General features: G+C 72.5%; 19 protein-coding genes and 1 pseudogene. 5 read left to right on the forward strand and 15 right to left on the reverse strand.

Annotation, left to right across the window (positions count from 1 at the left end; genetic code table 11):
• Positions 1-75 precede the first annotated feature (75 nt).
• The gene (locus ACFYQA_RS17980) at positions 76-960 is read right to left on the reverse strand and encodes a shikimate dehydrogenase (protein ID WP_388918432.1); all 885 of its coding nucleotides are present in this window, start codon (positions 958-960) and stop codon (positions 76-78) included.
• A 142-nt stretch (positions 961-1,102) separates the two neighbouring features.
• Here ACFYQA_RS17980 and ACFYQA_RS17985 point away from each other — a divergent pair, with 142 nt between their 5' ends.
• Positions 1,103-1,774 carry a TetR/AcrR family transcriptional regulator gene (locus tag ACFYQA_RS17985; protein WP_388918280.1) on the forward strand — a complete coding sequence of 224 codons (672 nt, stop codon included), beginning with the start codon at positions 1,103-1,105 and terminating at the stop codon, positions 1,772-1,774.
• 201 nt (positions 1,775-1,975) lie between these two features.
• Positions 1,976-3,346 carry an MFS transporter gene (locus ACFYQA_RS17990; protein ID WP_388918283.1) on the forward strand — a complete coding sequence of 457 codons (1,371 nt, stop codon included), beginning with the start codon at positions 1,976-1,978 and terminating at the stop codon, positions 3,344-3,346.
• A 142-nt stretch (positions 3,347-3,488) separates the two neighbouring features.
• Here ACFYQA_RS17990 and ACFYQA_RS17995 read toward each other — a convergent pair whose 3' ends face one another.
• Positions 3,489-3,938 carry a TIGR03618 family F420-dependent PPOX class oxidoreductase gene (locus ACFYQA_RS17995; RefSeq protein WP_388918286.1) on the reverse strand — a complete coding sequence of 150 codons (450 nt, stop codon included), beginning with the start codon at positions 3,936-3,938 and terminating at the stop codon, positions 3,489-3,491.
• Between the two features lie 136 nt (positions 3,939-4,074).
• Between ACFYQA_RS17995 and ACFYQA_RS18000 the strand changes: the two genes are divergently transcribed.
• Positions 4,075-5,322, forward strand: a complete 1,248-nt coding sequence (locus tag ACFYQA_RS18000; protein ID WP_388918289.1) for a serine hydrolase domain-containing protein — start codon at positions 4,075-4,077, stop codon at positions 5,320-5,322.
• 47 nt (positions 5,323-5,369) lie between these two features.
• Here ACFYQA_RS18000 and ribA read toward each other — a convergent pair whose 3' ends face one another.
• Positions 5,370-6,029 carry a GTP cyclohydrolase II gene (gene ribA / locus ACFYQA_RS18005; protein ID WP_388918292.1) on the reverse strand — a complete coding sequence of 220 codons (660 nt, stop codon included), beginning with the start codon at positions 6,027-6,029 and terminating at the stop codon, positions 5,370-5,372.
• 41 nt (positions 6,030-6,070) lie between these two features.
• On the opposite strand from ribA, the gene ACFYQA_RS18010 reads away from it, so the two are divergent.
• Positions 6,071-6,850: a creatininase family protein gene (locus tag ACFYQA_RS18010; protein ID WP_388918295.1), complete on the forward strand. Its 780-nt coding sequence runs from the start codon at positions 6,071-6,073 to the stop codon at positions 6,848-6,850.
• Positions 6,851-7,080: 230 nt separating this feature from the next.
• Here the strand turns inward: ACFYQA_RS18010 and ACFYQA_RS18015 are convergent.
• The 5 genes and pseudogenes from ACFYQA_RS18015 to ACFYQA_RS18035 form a co-directional block, all read right to left on the reverse strand.
• Positions 7,081-8,109 (reverse strand): annotated as a pseudogene (locus tag ACFYQA_RS18015) (lysylphosphatidylglycerol synthase transmembrane domain-containing protein); the annotation flags it as partial.
• Positions 8,082-9,080, reverse strand: coding sequence for a class I SAM-dependent methyltransferase (locus ACFYQA_RS18020; protein WP_388918435.1), 999 nt, complete (start codon positions 9,078-9,080; stop codon positions 8,082-8,084). The gene ACFYQA_RS18020 and the pseudogene ACFYQA_RS18015, both read right to left, overlap by 28 nt.
• 53 nt (positions 9,081-9,133) lie before the next feature.
• Positions 9,134-10,411: a glycosyltransferase family 4 protein gene (locus ACFYQA_RS18025; RefSeq protein ID WP_388918298.1), complete on the reverse strand. Its 1,278-nt coding sequence runs from the start codon at positions 10,409-10,411 to the stop codon at positions 9,134-9,136.
• The gene (locus ACFYQA_RS18030; protein WP_332431975.1) at positions 10,408-10,806 is read right to left on the reverse strand and encodes a 6-carboxytetrahydropterin synthase; all 399 of its coding nucleotides are present in this window, start codon (positions 10,804-10,806) and stop codon (positions 10,408-10,410) included. Before ACFYQA_RS18030 ends, ACFYQA_RS18025 begins: the two co-directional genes overlap by 4 nt.
• 186 nt (positions 10,807-10,992) lie before the next feature.
• Positions 10,993-11,979 (reverse strand): zinc-binding alcohol dehydrogenase, encoded by a 987-nt coding sequence (locus tag ACFYQA_RS18035; RefSeq protein ID WP_388918302.1) that lies wholly within the window; start codon positions 11,977-11,979, stop codon positions 10,993-10,995.
• Positions 11,980-12,087: 108 nt separating this feature from the next.
• On the opposite strand from ACFYQA_RS18035, the gene ACFYQA_RS18040 reads away from it, so the two are divergent.
• Positions 12,088-12,849 (forward strand): CDP-alcohol phosphatidyltransferase family protein, encoded by a 762-nt coding sequence (locus tag ACFYQA_RS18040; protein ID WP_388918305.1) that lies wholly within the window; start codon positions 12,088-12,090, stop codon positions 12,847-12,849.
• A 42-nt stretch (positions 12,850-12,891) separates the two neighbouring features.
• Here the strand turns inward: ACFYQA_RS18040 and ACFYQA_RS18045 are convergent, their stop codons facing one another.
• The 7 genes from ACFYQA_RS18045 to ACFYQA_RS18075 form a co-directional block, all read right to left on the reverse strand.
• Positions 12,892-13,269, reverse strand: a complete 378-nt coding sequence (locus tag ACFYQA_RS18045) for a hypothetical protein (protein WP_388918308.1) — start codon at positions 13,267-13,269, stop codon at positions 12,892-12,894.
• Between the two features lie 129 nt (positions 13,270-13,398).
• Positions 13,399-14,649: an MDR family MFS transporter gene (locus ACFYQA_RS18050; protein WP_388918311.1), complete on the reverse strand. Its 1,251-nt coding sequence runs from the start codon at positions 14,647-14,649 to the stop codon at positions 13,399-13,401.
• Positions 14,646-16,490 carry an ABC transporter permease subunit gene (locus ACFYQA_RS18055; RefSeq protein ID WP_388918314.1) on the reverse strand — a complete coding sequence of 615 codons (1,845 nt, stop codon included), beginning with the start codon at positions 16,488-16,490 and terminating at the stop codon, positions 14,646-14,648. Before ACFYQA_RS18055 ends, ACFYQA_RS18050 begins: the two co-directional genes overlap by 4 nt.
• Before the next feature lie 2 nt (positions 16,491-16,492).
• A complete protein-coding gene (locus tag ACFYQA_RS18060; protein ID WP_388918317.1) occupies positions 16,493-18,031 on the reverse strand; it encodes an ABC transporter substrate-binding protein in 1,539 nt (512 codons plus the stop codon).
• Positions 18,032-18,037: 6 nt separating this feature from the next.
• Complete coding sequence (locus ACFYQA_RS18065; RefSeq protein ID WP_388918320.1) at positions 18,038-18,622, reverse strand: GNAT family N-acetyltransferase; 585 nt, start codon at positions 18,620-18,622, stop codon at positions 18,038-18,040.
• A 313-nt stretch (positions 18,623-18,935) separates the two neighbouring features.
• Positions 18,936-19,109 (reverse strand): hypothetical protein, encoded by a 174-nt coding sequence (locus ACFYQA_RS18070; protein ID WP_388918323.1) that lies wholly within the window; start codon positions 19,107-19,109, stop codon positions 18,936-18,938.
• Positions 19,110-19,160: 51 nt separating this feature from the next.
• A complete protein-coding gene (locus tag ACFYQA_RS18075) occupies positions 19,161-19,403 on the reverse strand; it encodes a hypothetical protein (protein ID WP_388918326.1) in 243 nt (80 codons plus the stop codon).
• Between the last annotated feature and the right edge of the window lie 633 nt (positions 19,404-20,036).

Genomic DNA, 20,036 nt, shown 5'->3' on the forward strand with positions numbered 1-20,036 from the left:
TTTCCGTGACGTTCCGTGGAGTTCCGTGGAGTTCCGTGAGTTGCTTGGAGTTCCGTGAGCTGCTTGTTCCGCGTGCTACTTGGGGGCGGGCACCGGGCCGGTGAGGTCGGTGAGGTGGGCGAGCATACGGGCGCGGTCGGGTTCCCGGCCGGTGAACAGACGGAACGCGTCGGCGGCCTGGAAGGCGGCCATGCCGCCGCCGTCGAGGGTGGCGCAGCCGGCGGCGCGGGCGGCGCGCAGCAGATCGGTCTCGAGGGGCCGGTAGACGACTTCGGCGACCCACAGTCCGGGGCGCAGCAGGTCCGCGGGCAGAGGCAGGCCCGGGTGGGCGGCCATGCCGGTGGGGGTCGCGTGCACCAGGCCGCCGCTGCCGTCGGCCAGGGCGAGGAGCTCGGGCAGCAGGTCCAGGGGTGCGGCGGTGGCGCGGCCGGCGCCGAAGGTGCGGTTCAGGGAGCCGGCGAGTTCGTCGGCCCGCTCGGGCAGGGCGTCGACCACGGTGACCCGTCCGGCTCCGAGGGTGAGGACGGCGTGCGCGACGGCGGCGCCGGCGCCGCCCGCGCCGAGCTGCACCACGCGCTCCAGCGGCACGTCGGGCAGGCCGCGGGCGAAGGAGGCGGCGAAGCCGGTGACGTCCGTGTTGTGGCCGATGGCCCGGCCGTCCTCGAAGACGACGGTGTTGACCGCGCCGAGCGCCTCGGCCTGCGGATCGAGCGAGTCCAGGTGCTCGACGACGTGCCGCTTGCACGGGTGGGTGATGTTGAGCCCGTCGAATCCGAGCAGCCGGGCCGCGTCCAGCAGCTCGCCCACTCCCTCGGGCGGTACGCCGATCGTGTCCAGGTCGAGGAGCCGGTACAGACAGCGCAGGCCCTGCCGGTCGGCCTCCCGCTCGTGCAGCGCGGGGCTGAGCGACGGGCCGATGCCGGAGCCGATCAGCCCGACGAGATACGAGTCCTTGAGCACCGGCGCCTCCAGAGAACGGCTCACTAATGTACGAACCAGTACGTTAGCTATATCAGCCGGTCGGGCGGCGCGGAAGCCCCGACGGGCCGGGAACGGCCCCCTTCTACAATCACCGGCACTGCCCTCCCACCCGAAGGAACCCATGACCAGCGCCGAAGAACCGGCACGGCCCGGCGAGCGCGAGCGTGTCCGTGACGCCGCCCGCACCAGGACCGAGATCCTCGACGTGGCGACCCGGGAGTTCGCGCGGGCCGGCTACGACGGCGCCCGCGTCGACGAGATCGCCGCCCGCACCCGCACCACCAAGCGGATGATCTACTACTACTTCGGCGGCAAGGAGCAACTGTTCACGGCCGTGCTGGAGCGCGCGTACGGCGTGATCCGGGAGGCCGAGCAGGAGCTGGACGTCGACCATCTGGACCCGGTGGCGGCCATCCGGCGCCTCGCCGAGGTGACCTTCGACCACCATGAGCGGCACCCGGACTTCATCCGCCTGGTGAGCATCGAGAACATCCACGACGCACAGCACATCGCGGCCTCCGGGAAGCTCGGCCGGATGGGCTCGCCCGCGCTCGACGTGATCCGCCGGATCCTGGCCGCCGGGCAGAGCTCGGGCCTGTTCACGGCCGATGTGGACGCCGTCGACCTGCACGCGATGATCAGCGCGTTCTGCTTCTTCCGGGTGTCCAACCGGCACACCTTCGGCGCGCTGTTCGGCCGCGACCTGGTCGACGCGGACCGGCGCGAGCACTACCGGGCGATGCTGGGCGACATGGTGATCGCGTACCTGACGGCGGAGCGGACGACGGACTGACCCGCACACGGCGCGTACCGGCCCCACTCCGGCGGACCCCGGACCAAGTCCGTACGACGCCACCCCTTGACACCGTGCACGGTCGGGCGCAGCATCCGTACCCAGCCGCGACTAACTACCCAGTGGGTTAATTAGCACTGCGGCGCCTCCCCTCCGCTCGTCCTCCGCGTACCGTCGTGGAGTCCCCCGAAGGAGCCCGCCGTGTCCGTCCCCAACCCGCCCCGCGACTCCTCTCCGCCCGGACAGCCGCCCGGACAGCCGAAGAAGGCGGCGACCGCCGCCTGGATCGGCAGCGCCCTGGAGTACTACGACTTCTTCATCTACGGCAGCGCGGCGGCGCTGATCTTCCCGGAGGTCTTCTTCGACGACTCCGACCCCGCCACCGCCACTCTGCTGTCCCTGGCGACGTTCGGTGTCGCGTACGCGGCCCGGCCCGTCGGCGCGCTGTTCCTCGGCCACTACGGGGACCGGGTCGGCCGGAAGAAGATCATGGTCTTCACCCTGATGCTGATGGGGCTGTCGACGTTCCTCATCGGCTGTCTGCCCACCCGCGACCAGGTCGGCACCCTCGCGCCGGTCCTGCTGGTGCTGTGCCGCATCCTGCAGGGCATCTCGGCGGCTGGTGAGCAGGCCAGCGCGAACTCGATGACCCTGGAACACGCGCCACCCCACCGGCGCGGCTTCTTCACCAGTTTCACCCTGAGCGGCACGCAGGGCGGTCAACTGCTCGCCACGCTGGTCTTCATCCCGGTGGCCGCGATGCCCGAGGAGCAGTTGCTCTCCTGGGGCTGGCGGGTGCCGTTCTGGATGAGCGTCGCGGTCGCCGTCGTCGGATACGTGATCCGCCGCAAGCTCGACGAGACGCCGGCCTTCGAGCAGCAGACCGCGACCGAGGGTGTCGTGAAGCTGCCGCTGGTGGTACTGATGCGCGAGCACTGGGCGGACGTCCTGCGGGTGGTCGCGGGGGCGCTGGTCGCCTCGGTCAGCACGATCTTCACGGTGTGGGCGCTGGCGTACGCGACCAGTGACTCGGTGGGCATGTCCCGCACGTCGATGCTGTGGGTGGCCGCGCTGGCGAACGTCGCCGCGCTCGCCGCGATCCCGCTGTGGGCCATGCTCTCCGACCGGATCGGCCGCCGGCCGGTCTACCTGGTCGGCGCCGCCGGCAGCGCGGTGGCGATGTTCGCCTACCTGTGGGCCATCTCCACCGGCAATTTCGCGCTGACGATGCTGCTGGGCATCATCACCTTCGGTGTCGTCTACAGCGCCGCGAACGGTGTGTGGCCCTCCTTCTACGGCGAGATGTTCCCGACCCGGGTGCGGCTCTCGGGCATGGCGATCGGCACCCAGATCGGCTTCGCGGTGGCCGGTTTCGCGGTCACCTTCGCCGCGCAGATCGCCGGCCCGGACGGCGACGGCTGGAAGGCGGTGGCGCTGTTCACGGCCGTCCTGTGCGTGCCGCCGGTGATCGCGGCGCTCTCCGCCCGCGAAACGCACCGCGTCCCGACCGAACTGCTCGGCGAGCGGGCGAACGACGACGGGGTGGCCCGTCCGGAGAAAGTGACGGTCTGACCCTCATCGGCCGCCCCGCTCCGTACCTCCCCCACCCTCTCCGGCCGGGACCCCGGACGCCGCACCGCCGGCTCCGGCGTCCCGGCCGGCTTTCGTCCGTCCCCTGCGCCCGCGGCCCTCGCCTGCCTCCTGCGTCCGCCTCCTACGCCTGTGGCGCGCCGCGCCGCGGAATCCCGTACGCCCGCTCCACCCGCAGCCGCAGCACGAGACGGCGGTCGCGGACCATGGCGGCGCGGTAGTCGTCCCAGTCGGGGTGTTCGCCGTTGACGTCGCGATAGAGCCGGATGAGTTCCTCCACCGTCCCGTCGTGCGGGTCGGCGGCGACGGGCGACAGTTCGGCGGTGCCCTCGGCGACCGTGTACGCCCACCGGTCGGAGGTCGTCACGTGGTAGGAGGCCCGGGGGTCCCGCCGCAGATTGCGGGTCTTGGCGCGATCGTCCGTGATCGAGACGCGGACCAAGCGTTCGTCGGGGTAGTAGGCGTGATTGACGTTCGACAGCTGGGGCCGTCCGTCCTGCTTCAGGGTGACGAGCACCCCGCCGTCCTCGTCGCCGATCAGCTCCAGCAGGGCCTGTTGTGTGTCCTGTGTCATACCCGGCCCAACGGGGCAGACGGGGTCGGGGGTTCCCGACGGGGTTCGCCGGTGTGTTCCCGTGCGCGGGCGAGGTCCGACGCGGTCCGGGCGGGGTATGCCGCAATCGGCTCGTGAGCCTGATCGAAGGAGTGCCATGGGAGTGCTGCGGCAAGAGGCCGGCCCGGAGGAGAGCGGTCTGGACGCGAAGGCGCTGGGCCGGCTGGACCGGCACTTCGCGCACGAGGTCGACGGGGGGCGGCTGCCCGGGTTCCTGGTGTCCGTCGCACGGGGTGGGCGGATCGCCCACCTCACGGCGTACGGACGGCGGGACGTCGCGGCCGGACTTCCGGTGGAGAGCGACACGTTGTGGCGGATCTACTCGATGACCAAACCGGTGACGGCCGTGGCCGCGCTGACCCTCGTGGAGGAGGGCCGGCTGTCCCTGGACGACCCGGTCGGCCGCCACCTGCCGGCGTTCGCCGAGCCCCGCGTGTACGAGAGCGGCTCCGGCGACGGGATACGGACGCGTCCTGCCGAGAACCCCCTGCTCGTACGGCATCTGATGACCCACACGGCCGGGCTGACGTTCGCCTTCTACCACGCCCATCCCGTGGACGGCCTGTACCGCGAGGCCGGGCTGGAATCGTCCGTGGCGCCGGGAACGGACCTCGCCGGGACGGTCGACGTGTACGCGCGGCTGCCGCTGCAGTTCGACCCGGGGACGCAGTGGAACTACTCGGTCGCCTCCAATGTACTGGGGCGGATCATCGAGGTGGTCTCCGGGCAGCCGCTCGACGTCTTCTTCGCGGAGCGGATCCTCGGCCCGCTGGGGATGACGGACGCCGGGTTCCACGTCACCGGCGAACAGGCCGGGCGGCTCGCGGAGCTGTACGGGGAGAGGGGCGGCTCCGGCGGCGGTGACAGCGACGGCCTCGAGCCCGTCGCCGGGCTGCCGCTGCACGGCCGGCCCCGGTTCCTGTCCGGCAGCGGGGGCCTGGTGGCCTCGGCCCACGACATGCACCGCTTCATGGAACTCCTGCGGCGGCGGGGAGAGGTGGACGGGGTCCGGATACTCGCTCCCGGGACCGCGGACCTGATGACCCGCAACCAGCTTCCCGGCGGCGCCGATCTGCGCGCCTTCGGCAGCCGTCCGGCCCACGACGAGCCCGGCAACGAGGGGGTCGGCTTCGGCCTCGGCGTCTCCGTCGTCGTCGACCCGTCCCGTACGCGGGCCCCGTCCGGTCTCGGCACGTACGGCTGGACGGGGGTCGCCACCACGGCGTTCTGGGTCGACCCGGGCCGCGACCTGACCGTGCAGTTCTACACGCAGGTGCGGCCCAGGTCCTCCCACACGGTCTTCCGGGACCTCAAGCGGCTCGTGCACGAGGCCGTGACCGGCTGAACCCGCTACCGCTGCCGCTGTCCGGCCAGGACGCCGTCAGGACGCCGTCAGGACCAGTGCGCCACCGCGTCGAGGTGGGGCAGGTTGTGGTCGAGGCGCTCCCGCTTGGTGCGCAGGTACGTGATGTTGCTCTCGCACGGCGGGATCAACAGCGGCACCTGCTCGGTGACCTGGACACCGTGTCGCTGCAACGCGTCGCGTTTGCGCGGGTTGTTGGACATCAGCCGGACCGACTCCACACCCAGGTCCTGGAGGATGCCGGCGGCGACGCCGTAGTCGCGGGCGTCCACCGGCAGGCCGAGGGCGAGGTTCGCCTCGACCGTGTCCAGGCCCTCCGCCTGCAGGGCCATCGCGCGCAGCTTCGCCAGCAGGCCGATGCCGCGGCCCTCGTGTCCTCTCAAGTAGACGACGACGCCCGCTCCTTCGGCGGCCACGGCGCGCAGTGCGGCGGCGAGCTGGTCGCCGCACTCGCAGTGCTGGGAGCCGAACGCGTCCCCGGTCAGGCATTCCGAGTGCAGCCGGGTGAGGACCTGGTCCGTACCGATGTCTCCGTATACCAGGGCGACTTGTTCGTCACCTCGGTCGTGGTCCAGGTAACCGACTGCCTGGAACTTTCCGTACACGGTGGGCAACGGCGCATTCACGACGCGTTCCACGCCGGTCCGCTGCGGGCTCTTCTTGCCGAGTACGCCTATGTTTTCTGTCATGATTCTCGAGTTCCTAAGCAGAGACGAAAGGCCGTGAGGATATGAGTGGTTCACCAAAGCGGTCGGCGGCATACGGCCCGGTCCACGGTCTGTTGCCGGCGGATACTACAGAAGATGTACGGAAGCGGGGCGCCGACGTCTCACGGCAGATCGCGGTGCTTCCCGTCGGCAGTTTCGAGCAGCACGGCCCGTACCTGCCGCTGGCGACCGACACGCTGGTGGCGTGTGCCGTCGCGCGGGAGATCGCCGACGCGTACCCGGTGCACCTCCTGCCTCCGGTGACGATCGGCTGCTCACACGAGCATGCGGCCTGGCCGGGGACCGTCTCCATCTCCTCCGTGACCCTTCACGCGGTGGTACGGGACATCGCCGACTCGCTGCGCCGGTCCGGCGTGGACACCTTGGTGGTGGTCAACGGACACGGCGGAAACTACGTACTCGGCAACGTCGTTCAGGAATCCTCCGCCCGCGGCGAGCGCATGGCGCTGTTCCCCGCCCCGGAGGACTGGGAGACCGCGCTCCGGCACGCCGGTGTGGCAACCTCACTGCTCACCGACATGCACGCGGGGGAAATCGAGACCTCCATCCTTCTGCACACTCATCCCGAATTGCTCCGAACCGGTTATGAGACCTCCGATCATGTCGCCGACGACCGGCGCCAGTTGCTCACGCTGGGAATGTCCGCCTATACCGATTCCGGTGTCATCGGCCGCCCTTCGCTGGGCTCCGCGGAAAAGGGCCGGGAACTTCTGGTGAGCCTGGTGGATTCCTTCGGCACGTATTTCTCGATGCTCACCGCCAGTGGCGGCAGCGGCGCGTAGTCGGGGGCGAGCGGCGCACGGTCGGGTTCGAACGGAGCGCGGTCGGGGGCGTCCTGGGCCGGAGAGACGAGTGCGGGTGCGGATGCCGGTGGGGCCGTGGTGGTGGCGGCCGTCCGGCGTCCGGCGCGCAGGCCGGCGTACCAGCGGGCGACGAGCACGATCACGCCGGGCAGGCTCGCCGCGAGGCTGAGCACTCCGTAGACCACGGCCACGGTCAGGCCCCGGCCCGCGCCCAGTCCCGCGGCGCCGAACGCCCAGGCGGCGACGCCCTCACGGGGACCCCAGCCGCCGACGTTCAGCGGCAGCGACATGGCGAGCAGCGCCAGGACGGCCAGCGGCAGCAGCTCGGTCACCGCCGCGCCGACTCCGGCGACGCGGGCGGCGAGGACGAACATCGCCAGGTATCCGGCGAGGACGACGACGGAGGAGACGAGGACGCCCGGCCCGTTGCGCCGGGACAGCAGCCCTTCACGTGCCTCGGCGAGCGCCGACCGCAGTGCCCGGCCCCGGCCCGACGGCCCCGGCCGGTTCATGCGCAGGGCGAGGACGACGGCGCAGGCGCCCAGCGCGGCGAGGCCCACCAGCGGTGCCGTCTGCCGGAGGTCGTCCCGGACCGGGGACGGCAGGGTCAGCAGCATCACGGCTCCGGCGGCGAACAGCGCGAGCTGTCCGGCCATCCGCTCCAGGACGACGGACCGCACCCCGCGGCCCAGGTCACCGGTGCTCTGCCCGTGCCGCACCGCGCGGTGGACGTCGCCGAGGACGCCACCGGGCAGGGCCGCGTTCAGGAACAGGGCACGGTAGTAGTCGGCGACCGCCGGGAGAAGCGGCAACCGGATGCGCAGCCCGCGGGCCACCAGCGCCCAGCGCCAGGCACTGAACACCGTGGTCACCAGCCCGATCCCGAGCGCCGCCAGCAGGGACGGCCCGTCGATCCGGCGCAGCCCGTCGACGAAGACACCCGTGCCCAGGCGCCACAGCAGCACGGCGAGGATGACGACGCCGGCGAGGGTGCCGAGACGGGTGCGTACGGCGGTGGTGTTGAGCCGGGCGAGAAGGGCGCGGAGGCCGGTGCGGGTGCGGGTGTCGGTGCGGGTACGGAGGCCGGTGTGTACGGGGTCCGGCGGGGATGTCTCCGGCTCCGTCCCCCTTCCCGTCGCCGTTCCCGTCCCCGGGGCCGCCGTCTCCGGGACCGGCGTGCCCCGTACCGGTGTCTCCGCCGCCCTGGCAGTCACGCCGCGCCGCCCGCCGGCCGGCACAGGGCGAGCAGGTCGGTGTGGTGGACGACGACCCGCAGGTCGCCCGCGGCGCAGGCCTCCAGGCGTTCGGTCAGGTAACGGCCTGCGGGCTCCGCCAGTTCGGGCCGTTCCTCCACGGCCGCGCCGACCCAGCCCCGCAGCCACTGCGCGGTCAGCTCGGCCTGCTCGGGGCCGAGCCGCCAGGGGCTCGGGTTGAGCCGTACGGTCGCCCCGTGTTCGGAGAAGGCCTCCGCGGCTGCGGTGGCCGCGTCCGGGCCGAGCAGTCCGCCTCGCTTCTGGTGGGCGTTGAACGCCTCGGTGATCTCCTGGTCCAGCGGGTGCGGCGCGGTCAGTTCGACCCGTCCGGCCACCGACAGCGTCAGCAGCGCCGGGCAGCCGGCTCCGGCACAGGCGGCGGCGAGGGCGTCGACGTCCTCGCGGGTGAGGACGTCGAGGAGTGCGGACGCCGTCACCAGGGAGGCGCCGGCCAGGACGTCCGCGGTGAGCCGGGCGACGTCACCGCGCCGGGTCTCCACGCTGACGCGGCTGCCGTCGGCGGCGGACCGCGGGGAGGCGACGGCGGCGAAGTGCAGGAGGTAGGGGTCCCGGTCGTGCAGGACCCAGTGCTGGGCGCCGTCCAGGCGGGGCGCGAGCCAGCGGCCCATCGAGCCGGTGCCGCAGCCGATGTCGTGGATGACGAAACCGTCGGCCCGCTGGGGCAGGTTGGCGAGCCGGATGCGCAGCGGGTCGAGCAGGTCGTGGGCCCGCGCGTAGGCGTCGGCGGGCTCGCGCAACTGGAGCCATTCGGGCGCGTACCGGGCGGGTTCGTCGGCCTCGGAGTCGATGTCGCTCCCTGTTCCCCGCAGTCGGAGGGTCGCCCGCTCACCGGGACGCAGTGCGGGTCCGGCGCCGGGGATGACGGACTGGGCGTCCTCGTCCCGGGGGCCGGGCTGGGCCGGGATCGCACCGGTGCCGCCCGTGTCCGTGGCCATGGCCGTACTCGTGCCGGTGCCGCTGCCGGCCTGCTGTGTCGTCGCCTGGTCGGTCATGCGGCCCTCCGGGGTTCGGTAGGAAGCCTGCGCAATACCGTCGCCAGGCTCTGTGCGGTGCTCGCCCAGCCGCCGAGCGCGGCCCGCCGGCCGCGCGCGGCCGCCTTCAGCCGGCGGCGGACGTCCGCCTCACCGAACCAGCCGCGCAGTTCGACGGCGATGGCGGCGGGATTCTCCGGCGGGACGAGGATGCCGGGCACCCCTCCGTCGGGTGCGCGGCCGACCGCCTCGGGCAGGCCGCCGACATCGGTGGCCAGGACCGGGATGCCGCGTGCCAGGGCCTCGGTGACCGCCATGCCGTACGTCTCGGCGTACGAGGTGAGGACCATCAGGTCGGCGGTGGCGTAAGCGGCGTCGAGCTCGGCACCGGCTTTCGGCCCCGTCAGCTCGAGCCGGTCCTTGAGACCGTGCTTGCCGATCAGGTACCGCAGATGGGTGACGTACTCGGGGTCGTGGGCGAGCCCGCCGACCAGGGCGCAGCTCCACGGCAGGTCGGACACCGCGGCCAGTGCCTCCACCAGCCGGTGCTGTCCCTTGCGCGGGGTGACGGCGGCGACGCAGAGCAGACGGGAGACGCCGTCGGTGCCGGAGGCGAGGGGCGCGATGTCGGCGCCGGGAGCGGCGACGTGGACGCGGTCGGGCGCGAGACCGTGGTGGGAGACCAGGCGGCGTACCGCCCAGTCGCTGGTGCCGATCACGGCGGGCACCGCACGCAGCACCGTACGCTCGCGGGCGTCCAGGTCGGCGGCGACGGCCGGGGCGAGTCCGGTCTCGTCGCCGAGCGGGAGGTGGACGAGGACGGCCATGCGCAGCCGTTCCGCCTCCGGGACGACGATCTCGGGGACCCCGCAGGCGACCAGTCCGTCCAGCAGGACGACGGTGCCGTCCGGCAGTTCGCGCAGGGTGCGGGCGAGTGCGGTGCGGGCGGCGGCGTCCGGTCGGGGCCAGTCGCCGGCCACGGTGTGCCGCTCCACCTGCCAGCCGAAGCCGGGCAGGTCCAGGCACACGCGCCGGTCGTACGCGTTGCCGCCGCTCGGCACCGACGGGTCGTCGACGCCGCCCGGCATCAGGAAGTGCACGCGGCGCAGGGACATGGGGATGATCCCTCCGTTCCATCGAGCGGAGGCCTGGGCGGCGACGGACGGGGCAGGTGCCTGGGCGGACGTCTGGGCCGAGGAGTGGCTCGAGGACTGGGCCGAGGACTGCAGCGGAACGTAGTCCAGGCGGGCGCGGTCGACGGCTTTGTCGGTCACGTCGATGGTCGTGTCGGTCACAGCTCACGCTCGTAACTCGCCCAGGCGATGTGCGACTCGTGCAGGGTGACGGTGAGCCCCGTGATGCCCTTGGCGCCCTCCCCCAGCGCACCCTTGTGGATGCGCTCGGCGAGCCGGTCCGCGATGACCTTGGCCAGGTACTCCGTGGAGGTGTTGATCCCCGCGAAGTCCGGTTCGTTGTCGAGGTTGCGGTAGTTCAGCTCGCCGGCCACGGCCCCGAGTTCCTGTGTGGCCAGGCCGATGTCGACGACGAGGTTGTCCTCGTCCAACTGTTCGCGCCGGAACGTGGCGTCCACGAGGAACGTGGCCCCGTGCAGGCGTTGGGCCGGTCCGAAGACCTCGCCGTGGAAGCTGTGGGCGATCATGATGTGATCGCGGACGGTGATGCTGAACAACGGACGACCCTCCAGGTGCGGCGCGTCTGCTCCCCGGCCGATCGCCGCCGGGGATGCCGGGTAGTACGGCCGTACGCCTCCCGGCGTTCAGCGTCGGATACGTCTTTTCTCAGGTCAGGGCCCGGTGCTGTCCCCGGGCGGTCCGCGGGGCGGACCCGGGCCCCCTGTCCGAGCCCTGAACCGGGGTCAGACAGCGGCGGTCTCGCCGTAGCGTACGAGGTGGCACAGTGCCGGGACCTCGCCGGAGGCGAGGCGGGGCATGAGGGCGGGCAGTTCCGCGAACTGCGACTCGCCGGTGATGAGCGCGTCCAGGGCCGGGTCGGCCAGCAGGTCGAGGGCGAGGGCGAGCCGGTCGGCGTAGCTGCGGCCGGGGCGGGCCGGGGAGACCGTGCCGACCTGGCTGCTGCGGATGACGAGCCGTCGTGAGTGGAAGTCCTCACCCAGCGGGAGGCTCACCTTCCGGTCGCCGTACCAGCTCAGCTCGATCACCGTGCCCTCGGCGGAGAGGAGTTCGAGGGACCGGGCGAGGCCCTGTTCGGTGGCGCTGGCGTGGACGACCAGGTCGCATCCCCCGAGGGCGTCCGCGGGCAGCGCGAAGCCGACGCCGAGGGCCTCGGCGGTCTTGGCGCGCGCCGGGTCGGCGTCGACGAGCTGGACCCGTACGCCCGGGAAGCGGGCCAGCAGCGCGGCGACCGAACTGCCGACCATGCCGCCGCCGACGACGGCGATCCGGTCGCCGATCAACGGCGCGGCGTCCCACAGGGCGTTGACTGCGGTCTCCACGGTGCCGGCGAGCACGGCCCGTCGGGCGGGCACGGTGTCGGGCACGGGTGTCACCGCGCTCGCCGGGACGACGTAGCGGGTCTGGTGAGGGTAGAGGCAGAAGACCGTCCGCCCGACGAGTGTCCTCGGCCCCTCCTCCACCACGCCCACATTGAGGTAGCCGTACTTCACCGGTCCCGGGAAGTCGCCCTCCTGGAACGGCGCGCGCATCGCGGCGTGCTGGCTCTCGGGCACCTGGCCGCGGAAGACGAGGGTCTCCGTGCCGCGGCTCACGCCGGAGTACAGCGAGCGCACCAGGACCTCGTCCTCGCCCGGTGCGGACAGGGGGACTTCGCGGATCTCACCTCGACCGGGCGAGTCGAGCCAGAACGCATGAGCGGCGTGGTTCATCGAATTCCTCCTGAACGATCGACACGTTGCACGCGTACCGAGAGGTGCACAGGCCGCGCACAAGGTAGCGGCGGTGATCGACTCTGTCACATGGCCGGAGGGTGTTCGGTGGCCCTGAACAACAGTTATGACGCAAGGCTCGTACAGCAGGAGACCGCCGTGGGGGCGGGCGTACAGGTCCTGCTGCTGGCGCTGATCGGTACGGCGATCGGCATGGGCCCTGCGGGCTGGCTGACCGGCCTCGCGTTCGCGATCGCCACCTGGGCGGTGCTCTCCCGGGCCCTGCACCGGTCCCGGCTGCGCTCGTTCGGCGCGGCCAACCGGGTCACGCTCGGCCGGGCGATCCTGGTCGGCGGGGTGACCGCGCTGGTGGCCGACTCCTTCCAGGACTCACCGCCCGTCACCCTGTTCGTCGGCCTGACCGCGGTGGCCCTCATCCTCGACGGGGTGGACGGCAAGGTGGCCCGCAGGACGGGCACCTCGACGCCGCTGGGCGCCCGCTTCGACATGGAGGTGGACGCGTTCCTCATCCTGGTGCTCAGCGTGTACGTGTCGATGGCGATAGGGCCCTGGGTGCTGCTGATCGGCGGTATGCGGTACGTCTTCGTCGCCGCGGCCCGGGTGTGGCCGTGGCTGAACGCCGCGCTGCCCCCGAGCACGGCCCGCAAGACGGTGGCCGCGCTCCAGGGCGTACTCCTGCTGGTGGCGGGCGCGGACCTGCTGCCGCACCTGGTCAACGTCGGGGTGGCGGCGCTGGCGCTGGGGCTGCTGGTGTGGTCGTTCGGCCGGGACGTGCTGTGGCTGCTGCGCACCTCGCGGGTGCGGCCCGCCCACATCGAGCAGCCGACACGGGAGCTCGTCGCCCAGTGAGACCCGGTCGGCCGCGGTGGCCGGCGCGGGCTCTGCGGTCGGTCACCCGGCGTTCGCCTCGTCCGGATCGTAGGGGGACGGGGGCGTGTTCTCGGGGTCCAGGATCTGCAGAGTGCCGTGGATCCAGCCGCCTGCCTTGCCCGTGTTCAGTGCGAAGCGGGCATGGGAGAGCGGGCGGGTCAGCGGATTGCGGCGGTGGGCACGAGCCGCCTTCTCCGCGCCCTGAAGGGCTCTGACGGCAAAGGCGAGCCGGAGCTGAAGGTCGCGGGGGACCTCGACGTCGACCAGGTCCGCGGCGCAGGAGGCGACCTTCTCGGCAGCGCCCTCCAGTTCGGCGGCCCGGCGGATACTGGACGGCTCCTGAATGGACGCCAACAGCTCGCGTACCTCGTGCAGTTGGGTTATGGCTTCGGAACTCATGCGTACAGCATGCCTCAACGGGGAGTGAGTCCCCGCACGGCACCGCGCCGACGACGGACACCGTGCGGTCCGCGCCGGGACACCGGGGGCCCGGGACCGGGGAAGGCCGAACGGGCCTGAGGTGTCCCGTCACCCGCGCCGGGGCAGCAGTCCCACCGCCGTCCCCGTGACGCAGGCGAGCACCAGCCAGGGCACCGCCGGGGGCAGTCCCGCGTCCAGCAGGGCTCCGGTCGCCGAGCTGCCGAGCAGCACGATGAGGCCGGAGACGGAGGACAGCGCCCCGGTGTAGAGGCCGAGCCGGCCGTCCTCGGCCAGGTCGGGGACCCAGGCACGGGCCACGGGAGCGACCAGCATCTGGCCGACGGTGAGCAGGACGACGAACCCGGCCACCGGCGCCAGTGCGACGGCTCCCGGCCACCCGGCGGGCCGCGTCGTCGCGGCCGCCCCCGCCAGCACCGCGAACCCGGCCGCGATCAGCAGCAGACCGGCCGCCATGGACCGGCGCATCGCCAACCGCTCCCCCACCCAGCGGGTCACGGGCAGCTGGGTGGTCACCACCAGCAGCGAGGACAGCGCGAACAGCCAGGCCAGCGACGTCTGCGAACCGGTGACGCGCTCCACCTCGGCGGGCAGGGCGAGATACATCTGGTTGTACGCGAGCAAGTAGGCGCCGTACGCGCAGCACAGGGCGAGGAAGGGCCGGTTGCGCAGCAGCAGCCGCAGCCCGCCCCGCATCGGCGTCCGCTTCCGGCCCGGTATGCGCTGGGGCAGCAGCCGGGCGTGTCCGGCGAGCACGAGGACGAAGACCCCGGCGCCCGCGAGGCACGCGGTGCGGAAGTCCACGGCCAGCAACAGGGCGCCGAGCAGCGGGCCGACGAACGCCCCCGCCTGCCCGGCCACGGTGAACAGCGCGAGGACGCGGGTACGGGACCGGCCGCTCTCCTCCTCCCACACGACGGCCTGCCGGGCCACCTCGGACTCGACGGCCGGTGAGAACAGGGCGGCGGCGAAGCCGATCAGCAGCACGGCGCCGATCACCGCCCAGGTCGCGTCGGCGTACCCGAGCCACGCGAACCCGGCGATGCGCAGGGCGCAGCCCGCGAGCACCACGGGGCGGATGCCGTACCGGTCGGCCAGTGCCCCGCCGACCACGAACAGCCCCTGCTGGCTGAACGTCCTGAGCCCCAGCACCAGTCCGACCAGCCACCCCGCCATGCCCACGGTCCGTCCCAGGTGGGTGGCGAGGAAGGGCAGGACGGCGAAGAAGCCGATGTTGAAGGCGAGCTGGGTGAGGATCAGCAGCCGCAGAAGCGGGGAGAGCCGGGGATGACGGCCCTCTGCCTTGGCCTTGCGTGAGCCGAGGGAGGGCGGGGACGTCATCGGGCCTCCGTCAACCGGCGTTCGTCTTCCGCGCTTTCAGGAGGACCGGCCGGGGCCCGTACCTCGGACCCGAACGGCGTATGCGTCCTCCGCCCGCGCCACCGCGGCCCTCCTCGCGGCAGTCCACCCCACCGCAGTCCACCCGCCGCCGTCACCGAGAGGGCGCCGAGCAGGGCGAGGGCGGCGGCGGGGGTGAGGACGGTCCAGGGGGCGCGCTCGGCGTAGGGCTGGTTCTCGGCGAGGAGCAGGCCCCATTCCGGGGACGGCGGCTGCGCGCCGAGCCCGAGGAAGCCGAGGGATGCGAGGGCGAGGGCGATGCCGGGCAGCCGCAGCAGGGCGTGGCGGACGACGGGCGGCAGTACGGCGGGCAGCAGTTGGCGGCGCAGCAGGTACCAGCGGCCGGCGCCCAGGCTCCGGGTGGCCGCGAGGTGCTGGGTGGCGCGTTCCTGGCGCAGCAGGGCGGAGGTGTGCGCGGCGAGGGCCGTCCAGCCGACGGCGGTCACGGCGAGCGCGGGTGTGGTGGCGCCGCTGCCCACGGCGGCGGTGACGAGCAGCGCGGCGAGCACCGGCGGCACGGCGTTGACCGTGTCGACGAGGGCCCCGGACAGCCGGGGGACGAGTCCGAGCAGGACGCCGGTGCACAGGGTCGCCGCGCTGATCCCGAGGGCGAGGAGCAGGGTGTCGAAGGCGCCGTGTCCGACTCGGGCGAGCATGTCCCGGCCGAGGGCGTCGGTGCCGAAGGGGTGGGTGAGGGACGGGGGCTTCAGGCGTTCCCCGGTGTTCAGGGCGAGGGGGTCGCGGGGCAGCCCGAGGGCGACGACGGCGGTGAGGAGGGCACCGTAGGCGAGGGGCTGGACGCGTCGGGCCGGTGGGGCCGGCCGGTGCAGGGTCGACAGGGCGCCGTCGCGCAGGGCGGGCCCGGTGAGCAGCCGGGCGGCGAGACGGCAGCCGACGGTGACGACGGCCGCGAGCAGGACCAGGGCGAGGGTGCCCGCCTGGAGGACGGGGAGGTCCTGGGCGAGGGCGGCCTGGAGGGTGGTGCGGCCGAGTCCCGGGATGTCGAAGACCTGCTCCACCGCGACGGCCCCGCCGGTCAGCCCGACGACGAACAGCCCGAGGTTGGGCAGCAGCGCGGGCAGGCAGCGGCGTACCGCCTGGCGGGCGACGCGCCGGCCGGGGATGCCCCGGGCGGTGGCGCTCAGGGCCCAGGGCTCGGCGAAGGCGCCGGGCAGCAGGTCGTCGAGGAGCCTGCCGAGGACCGCTCCGGCGGGCAGTCCGAGGGCGAGGGCCGGGAGCACCGTCCACTGGGGTCCGTACCAGCCGAGGGCGGGCAGCCAGCCCCACTGGACGGCGACCACGGTGGCGAGGACTGACGCGAGGAGGAATTCGGGCAGGGCGGCGAGCACCGCGGACCCGGTGCCCGCGGCGCGCCGCCCGCCGAGCCGTCGCCGCGCGCCGAGCCGGAGCGTACGGGCGCACACCAGCGCGGCGGTGAGCACGGCGGCGAGGAGCGCCACCGCCATCAGCAGCAGGGAGGCGCCCAGTGCCCGGAGTACGTCGGGCATGACCTCGCTGCCGGAGATCCACGACTGTCCCGCGTCCCCGCGCACCAGGCCGCTCAGCCACTGCCCGAGCAGATGGGCCGGCCCGGCGTCGAGCCCGAGCTGGTCGCGGATGTCGGCCAGTACCTCGGGGGTGGCGTCGCGCTCGGCGGACCGGGCCCTGAGGACGGTGCGCGCCGGGTCGGTGCCCGAGAGCCAGGGCAGCAGGCCGATGCCGCACACCAGGGCGGCCGCGAGTGCGGCCCGCCACAGGAGTGCGGCCACCTGCTGCCGTCGCACGGTCAGCGCCGCGTCCCCGTACCGACGAGGGTGCGCTCGTACGGGTCGAACAGCACGCCGCGCACCGAGGTGCCGACGCCGGTGATGATGCGCTGGTGGACCAGCGGCAGCACCGCGTCGCTGCCGAGGACGGCGGCCTCGGCGGTCATGGCGGCGTCCTGCCGCTTGTCGGGGTCGGCGGTCCGCTCGGCCGCGGCGACGGCCCGGTCGACGTCCTTGTCGCAGAGCTGGGCGATGTTGTTCGCGCCGTCGCAGGTGTAGTCGGCGGCGAGCACGGCGACGGGGTCGCCGGTGTCGAGCATCGTGTTGCGGGCGAGGACGAAGGCGTCGAACTTTCCGTCCAGCGCGTCGGCTTCGAGCCGTGAGTACTCCCGTACCTCCAGCTCGACCTCGAACCCGGCCTTCTCCAGCTGCTGCTTCAGCACCTGGGCGGCCTCGGGGAGTTCGGGCCGGTTGTCGTAGGTGGCGAGGGTGATCGGGGCGGCACTCCTGCCGCCGCCGGCCGTCGCGGCCCGTCCGGTGGGCTTGACGCGCTTGCCGTCGGCCCAGGTCACGGCGGGCCCGAAGACACCGGCTCCGGGGTCGGCGTACCCCTCGTACACGCCTTCGGCGAGCGGGGCGGTGTCGACGGCCTCGCGGGCGGCGGCGCGCAGCTTCGGGTCCTCGAAGGGGCCTGAGGTGGCGTTGAGCAGCAGGCTGGTGGTGCGGGTGGTGGCGGTGTCCTTGCGCAGGGCCGCGTCGAGGGTGGCCGCTTGGGAGACGGGCACGGCTTCGGCGATGTCGAGCTCGCCGGTGCGCAGGGCGTTGGCGCGGGCGGTGCCGTCGGCGATGAACCGGGCGTCGATGCCGGAGGCCTGGGCGCGCCCGCCCCAGTAGTCGTCGAAGCGGTCGAGGGCGGCGGAGGTGGCACCGTTGACCTTGGTCAGCTCGAAGGGCCCGGCGGCGGTGCCGACGGGGTCGACGCGCCCGGCGCCCTTCCCTTCTTCCTTCTTCTTGTAGGCCTTCTCGGCGAACACGGCGAGGCTGGGGCTGGCGAGCCGCAGCGGCAGGACGGGGTCGGGCTCGGCGGTGCTGACGCGGACGTCCCGGTCGCCGTCGGGCTCGGCGGTCAGGGTGACGCCGGTGAGGGCGCCGGGGGCCGGCTCGGCCTCGGCGGCGTGGGTGAGGGCGGCTGCGACGGCGGCCGGGGTGACGTCCGTACCGTCCTGGAACCGGGCCTCGCGCAGCGTGAACACCCAGCTCTTGTCGCCGTCCCGGCGCCAGGACTGGGCGAGCGCGGGCGCGGCGGAGCCGTTGGCGTCCATCCCGGTCAGCCCTTCGGACACGCCGAGCCGGCTGAGGAGGGTGGCGTCGGCGCCGTACGGGGAGAGCTGCTCGGCGGGCGGGAAGGCGAGCGCGACGCGTAGCCGGGAGCCGCTCGTGGCGTCGCCGTCGGCGCCGTCGGCGGAGTCATCGCCCCCGGAGGCGAAGCAGCCGGCCAGGAACGGGGTGGCGGCGAGGGCGGCGAGGGCGGCGAGCAGCCGCGAGGAAAGCCGGCGCACCACCGGTCACCGTCCCATCGGGATCTCGAAGTGGACGACGCCGCTTGCGCCGCCGGTGTCCTCGCGCTCATCGTGCACGACCTTGGCGAGGGACCGCCAGAAGGCCTCGGCGCCGGGGACGGACGGGTCGGTGTGCAGATACACGGACCGGTAGCCGCCGTCGGCCGCGGCGAAGTCGAGCAGTTCGTCGACCAGGCGCCGGGCGAGTCCGCGCCTGCGGTGGTCGGGCCGGACGTACACGCGCCGCACCTGTGCGGTCTCGCCGGAGGGATACCGCTCGGCGAGCTCCCGAGGGTTCGGCGGATGGGCGGGCCCCCGGGAGTCGAGCGCCGCGGTGGCGACGACCTCACCGGCACCGCTGCCGTCACCGCTCCCGTCGCCGCTGTCGTCGCCGCTGTCGCCCTCGGGGTCGATCGCGACGAGGAGGGTGTGACGCGGCGGGTCGAGATAGGCGGCGGCCGGGTCGATGATGTCGCCGTGCCAGCGGGGCACGTACCCGGTGCCGAAGTCGCGGTAGACGGTGTCGAGCATCACGGCTCGCGCACGATCGAGGTCTGCCGGACCCGCGGTCCTGATGATGTAGTCACGCACTTGCACAGCTTACGCATTAAGCCATGTTCCTCCGGATGGCGGGTCGGACGTGCCCTCACCCATACGGTCCGGACCTCCGTCCCCTCGCCGAGGTGGCCATCAGGCCACAGACCACGAGACGGGCGGCGGCGCATCGTCAGCGATGACGTCTCATGGGAGGGGCGGCGCCGGTGAGGCAGTCCGGACCGCAGGCTGCTCAGGACGACAGTCGGCCCGCGGTGCGAGGGCCAGTCCGGAGCAGCTCCCCCAAGGGGCGTGCGGATGCGTGCCGCAGAGGACGTACTGCGACACCCATCCTGTTGCGAACATCCCACTACGCCAGAAGTACTCCGGCAATGCCGAGTGCAGCGAAGACCGCGATGACGATCAAAGCTTTCCTTGCGGATCGACTACGCGCCGATCCGGCGCCACTGGTGATCATCATGCCACTGGCGCCAACCAATGCGATCAGCGATATCGCAAGCAGCCCATAACTGACGATCTTCATTTCTGGCATCCTTCCCAGAATATGCAGGAAGCCCCACCAATGCCACCTGCTCTACCGGTTGCGAGACTGATGCCGCCAAGCACCTGCGCCGCTGCCGCTGCCAAGACTCCCCACACCCGTCACCATACTGACGACGCCCAGGGTCACCACGGTGTTTTCTCCGGTAGAGGGCGCCAGTCCGGTGGGGGCGGTGTTGTTGATGGGGTCATCAGCGGCGCAGAGGTAGGGATTCTCCTCCTGGAGGTAGGGATTCTCCTCCTGGCCGCCGAGGTCGGACCAGGTGAAGCGGCCCAATTACAGATCGTAGTAGCGGTGCCCCGCCTTGTACAGGCCGGTCGGGCCGAGGCAGGTACCAGCGAAGCGGAACAGCTGTGGAACAGCTTCGATCGGTGTTTTGCGCGGCAGGGTCCGCCGAGCCGTAGCGCCGGGGAACATGGGTGAAATCAACGAAGGAGCGACCTACGACTTCACAGCCGCCACCCCGCCGACTTCGTTTATAACTATCGAATCCATACCCGGGCAACGACAACCGCCAACTCAAGACCGACACTCCACGGAAGTATGAGACCTGAGGGGGCGGGCCGTCACTTCCCGCACCTTTGAAACGCCAAGCCATGAGAGTCCAGAGTGCGGAAACAATGAAAAGAATGATCTACGCTTCACTGACCTTTTGAGTCACAATAAGGTAAATCAAGAAAAGGATGCACGGCATCATGGCAATAGTTTTCCATCGCAGATTTCTACGGGTTTTTCGCCGCCGGTGAAGCGCCCCTGCGCCATGCTGTTCCCTCCGCCGACTGCGGATCCGCCGGGAGACCCGCGACGGCATCCACGGAGCCTTCCTTACCCTGGCCCGCGCCCCCCTCTGCCGGCGCCGGCCGGCCATCACGCCTGCGGAACTCTTCCCCCGCCAGTCGCCCGGGCCTC

Source organism: Streptomyces sp. NPDC005774 (assembly GCF_042871645.1).
Taxonomy (GTDB): domain Bacteria; phylum Actinomycetota; class Actinomycetes; order Streptomycetales; family Streptomycetaceae; genus Streptomyces; species Streptomyces pratens.

What these genes read in the sequence shown, in the direction of transcription:
- ACFYQA_RS17985 (WP_388918280.1), top strand. Translation starts at nt 1,103, where the DNA reads ATGACCAGCGCCGAAGAACCGGCACGGCCCGGCGAGCGCGAGCGTGTC.
- ACFYQA_RS17995 (WP_388918286.1), bottom strand. Translation starts at nt 3,938, where the DNA reads ATGACACAGGACACACAACAGGCCCTGCTGGAGCTGATCGGCGACGAG.
- ACFYQA_RS18000 (WP_388918289.1), top strand. Translation starts at nt 4,075, where the DNA reads ATGGGAGTGCTGCGGCAAGAGGCCGGCCCGGAGGAGAGCGGTCTGGAC.
- ribA (WP_388918292.1), bottom strand. Translation starts at nt 6,029, where the DNA reads ATGACAGAAAACATAGGCGTACTCGGCAAGAAGAGCCCGCAGCGGACC.
- ACFYQA_RS18010 (WP_388918295.1), top strand. Translation starts at nt 6,071, where the DNA reads ATGAGTGGTTCACCAAAGCGGTCGGCGGCATACGGCCCGGTCCACGGT.
- ACFYQA_RS18020 (WP_388918435.1), bottom strand. Translation starts at nt 9,080, where the DNA reads ATGGCCACGGACACGGGCGGCACCGGTGCGATCCCGGCCCAGCCCGGC.
- ACFYQA_RS18035 (WP_388918302.1), bottom strand. Translation starts at nt 11,979, where the DNA reads ATGAACCACGCCGCTCATGCGTTCTGGCTCGACTCGCCCGGTCGAGGT.
- ACFYQA_RS18045 (WP_388918308.1), bottom strand. Translation starts at nt 13,269, where the DNA reads ATGAGTTCCGAAGCCATAACCCAACTGCACGAGGTACGCGAGCTGTTG.
- ACFYQA_RS18050 (WP_388918311.1), bottom strand. Translation starts at nt 14,649, where the DNA reads ATGACGTCCCCGCCCTCCCTCGGCTCACGCAAGGCCAAGGCAGAGGGC.
- ACFYQA_RS18070 (WP_388918323.1), bottom strand. Translation starts at nt 19,109, where the DNA reads ATGAAGATCGTCAGTTATGGGCTGCTTGCGATATCGCTGATCGCATTG.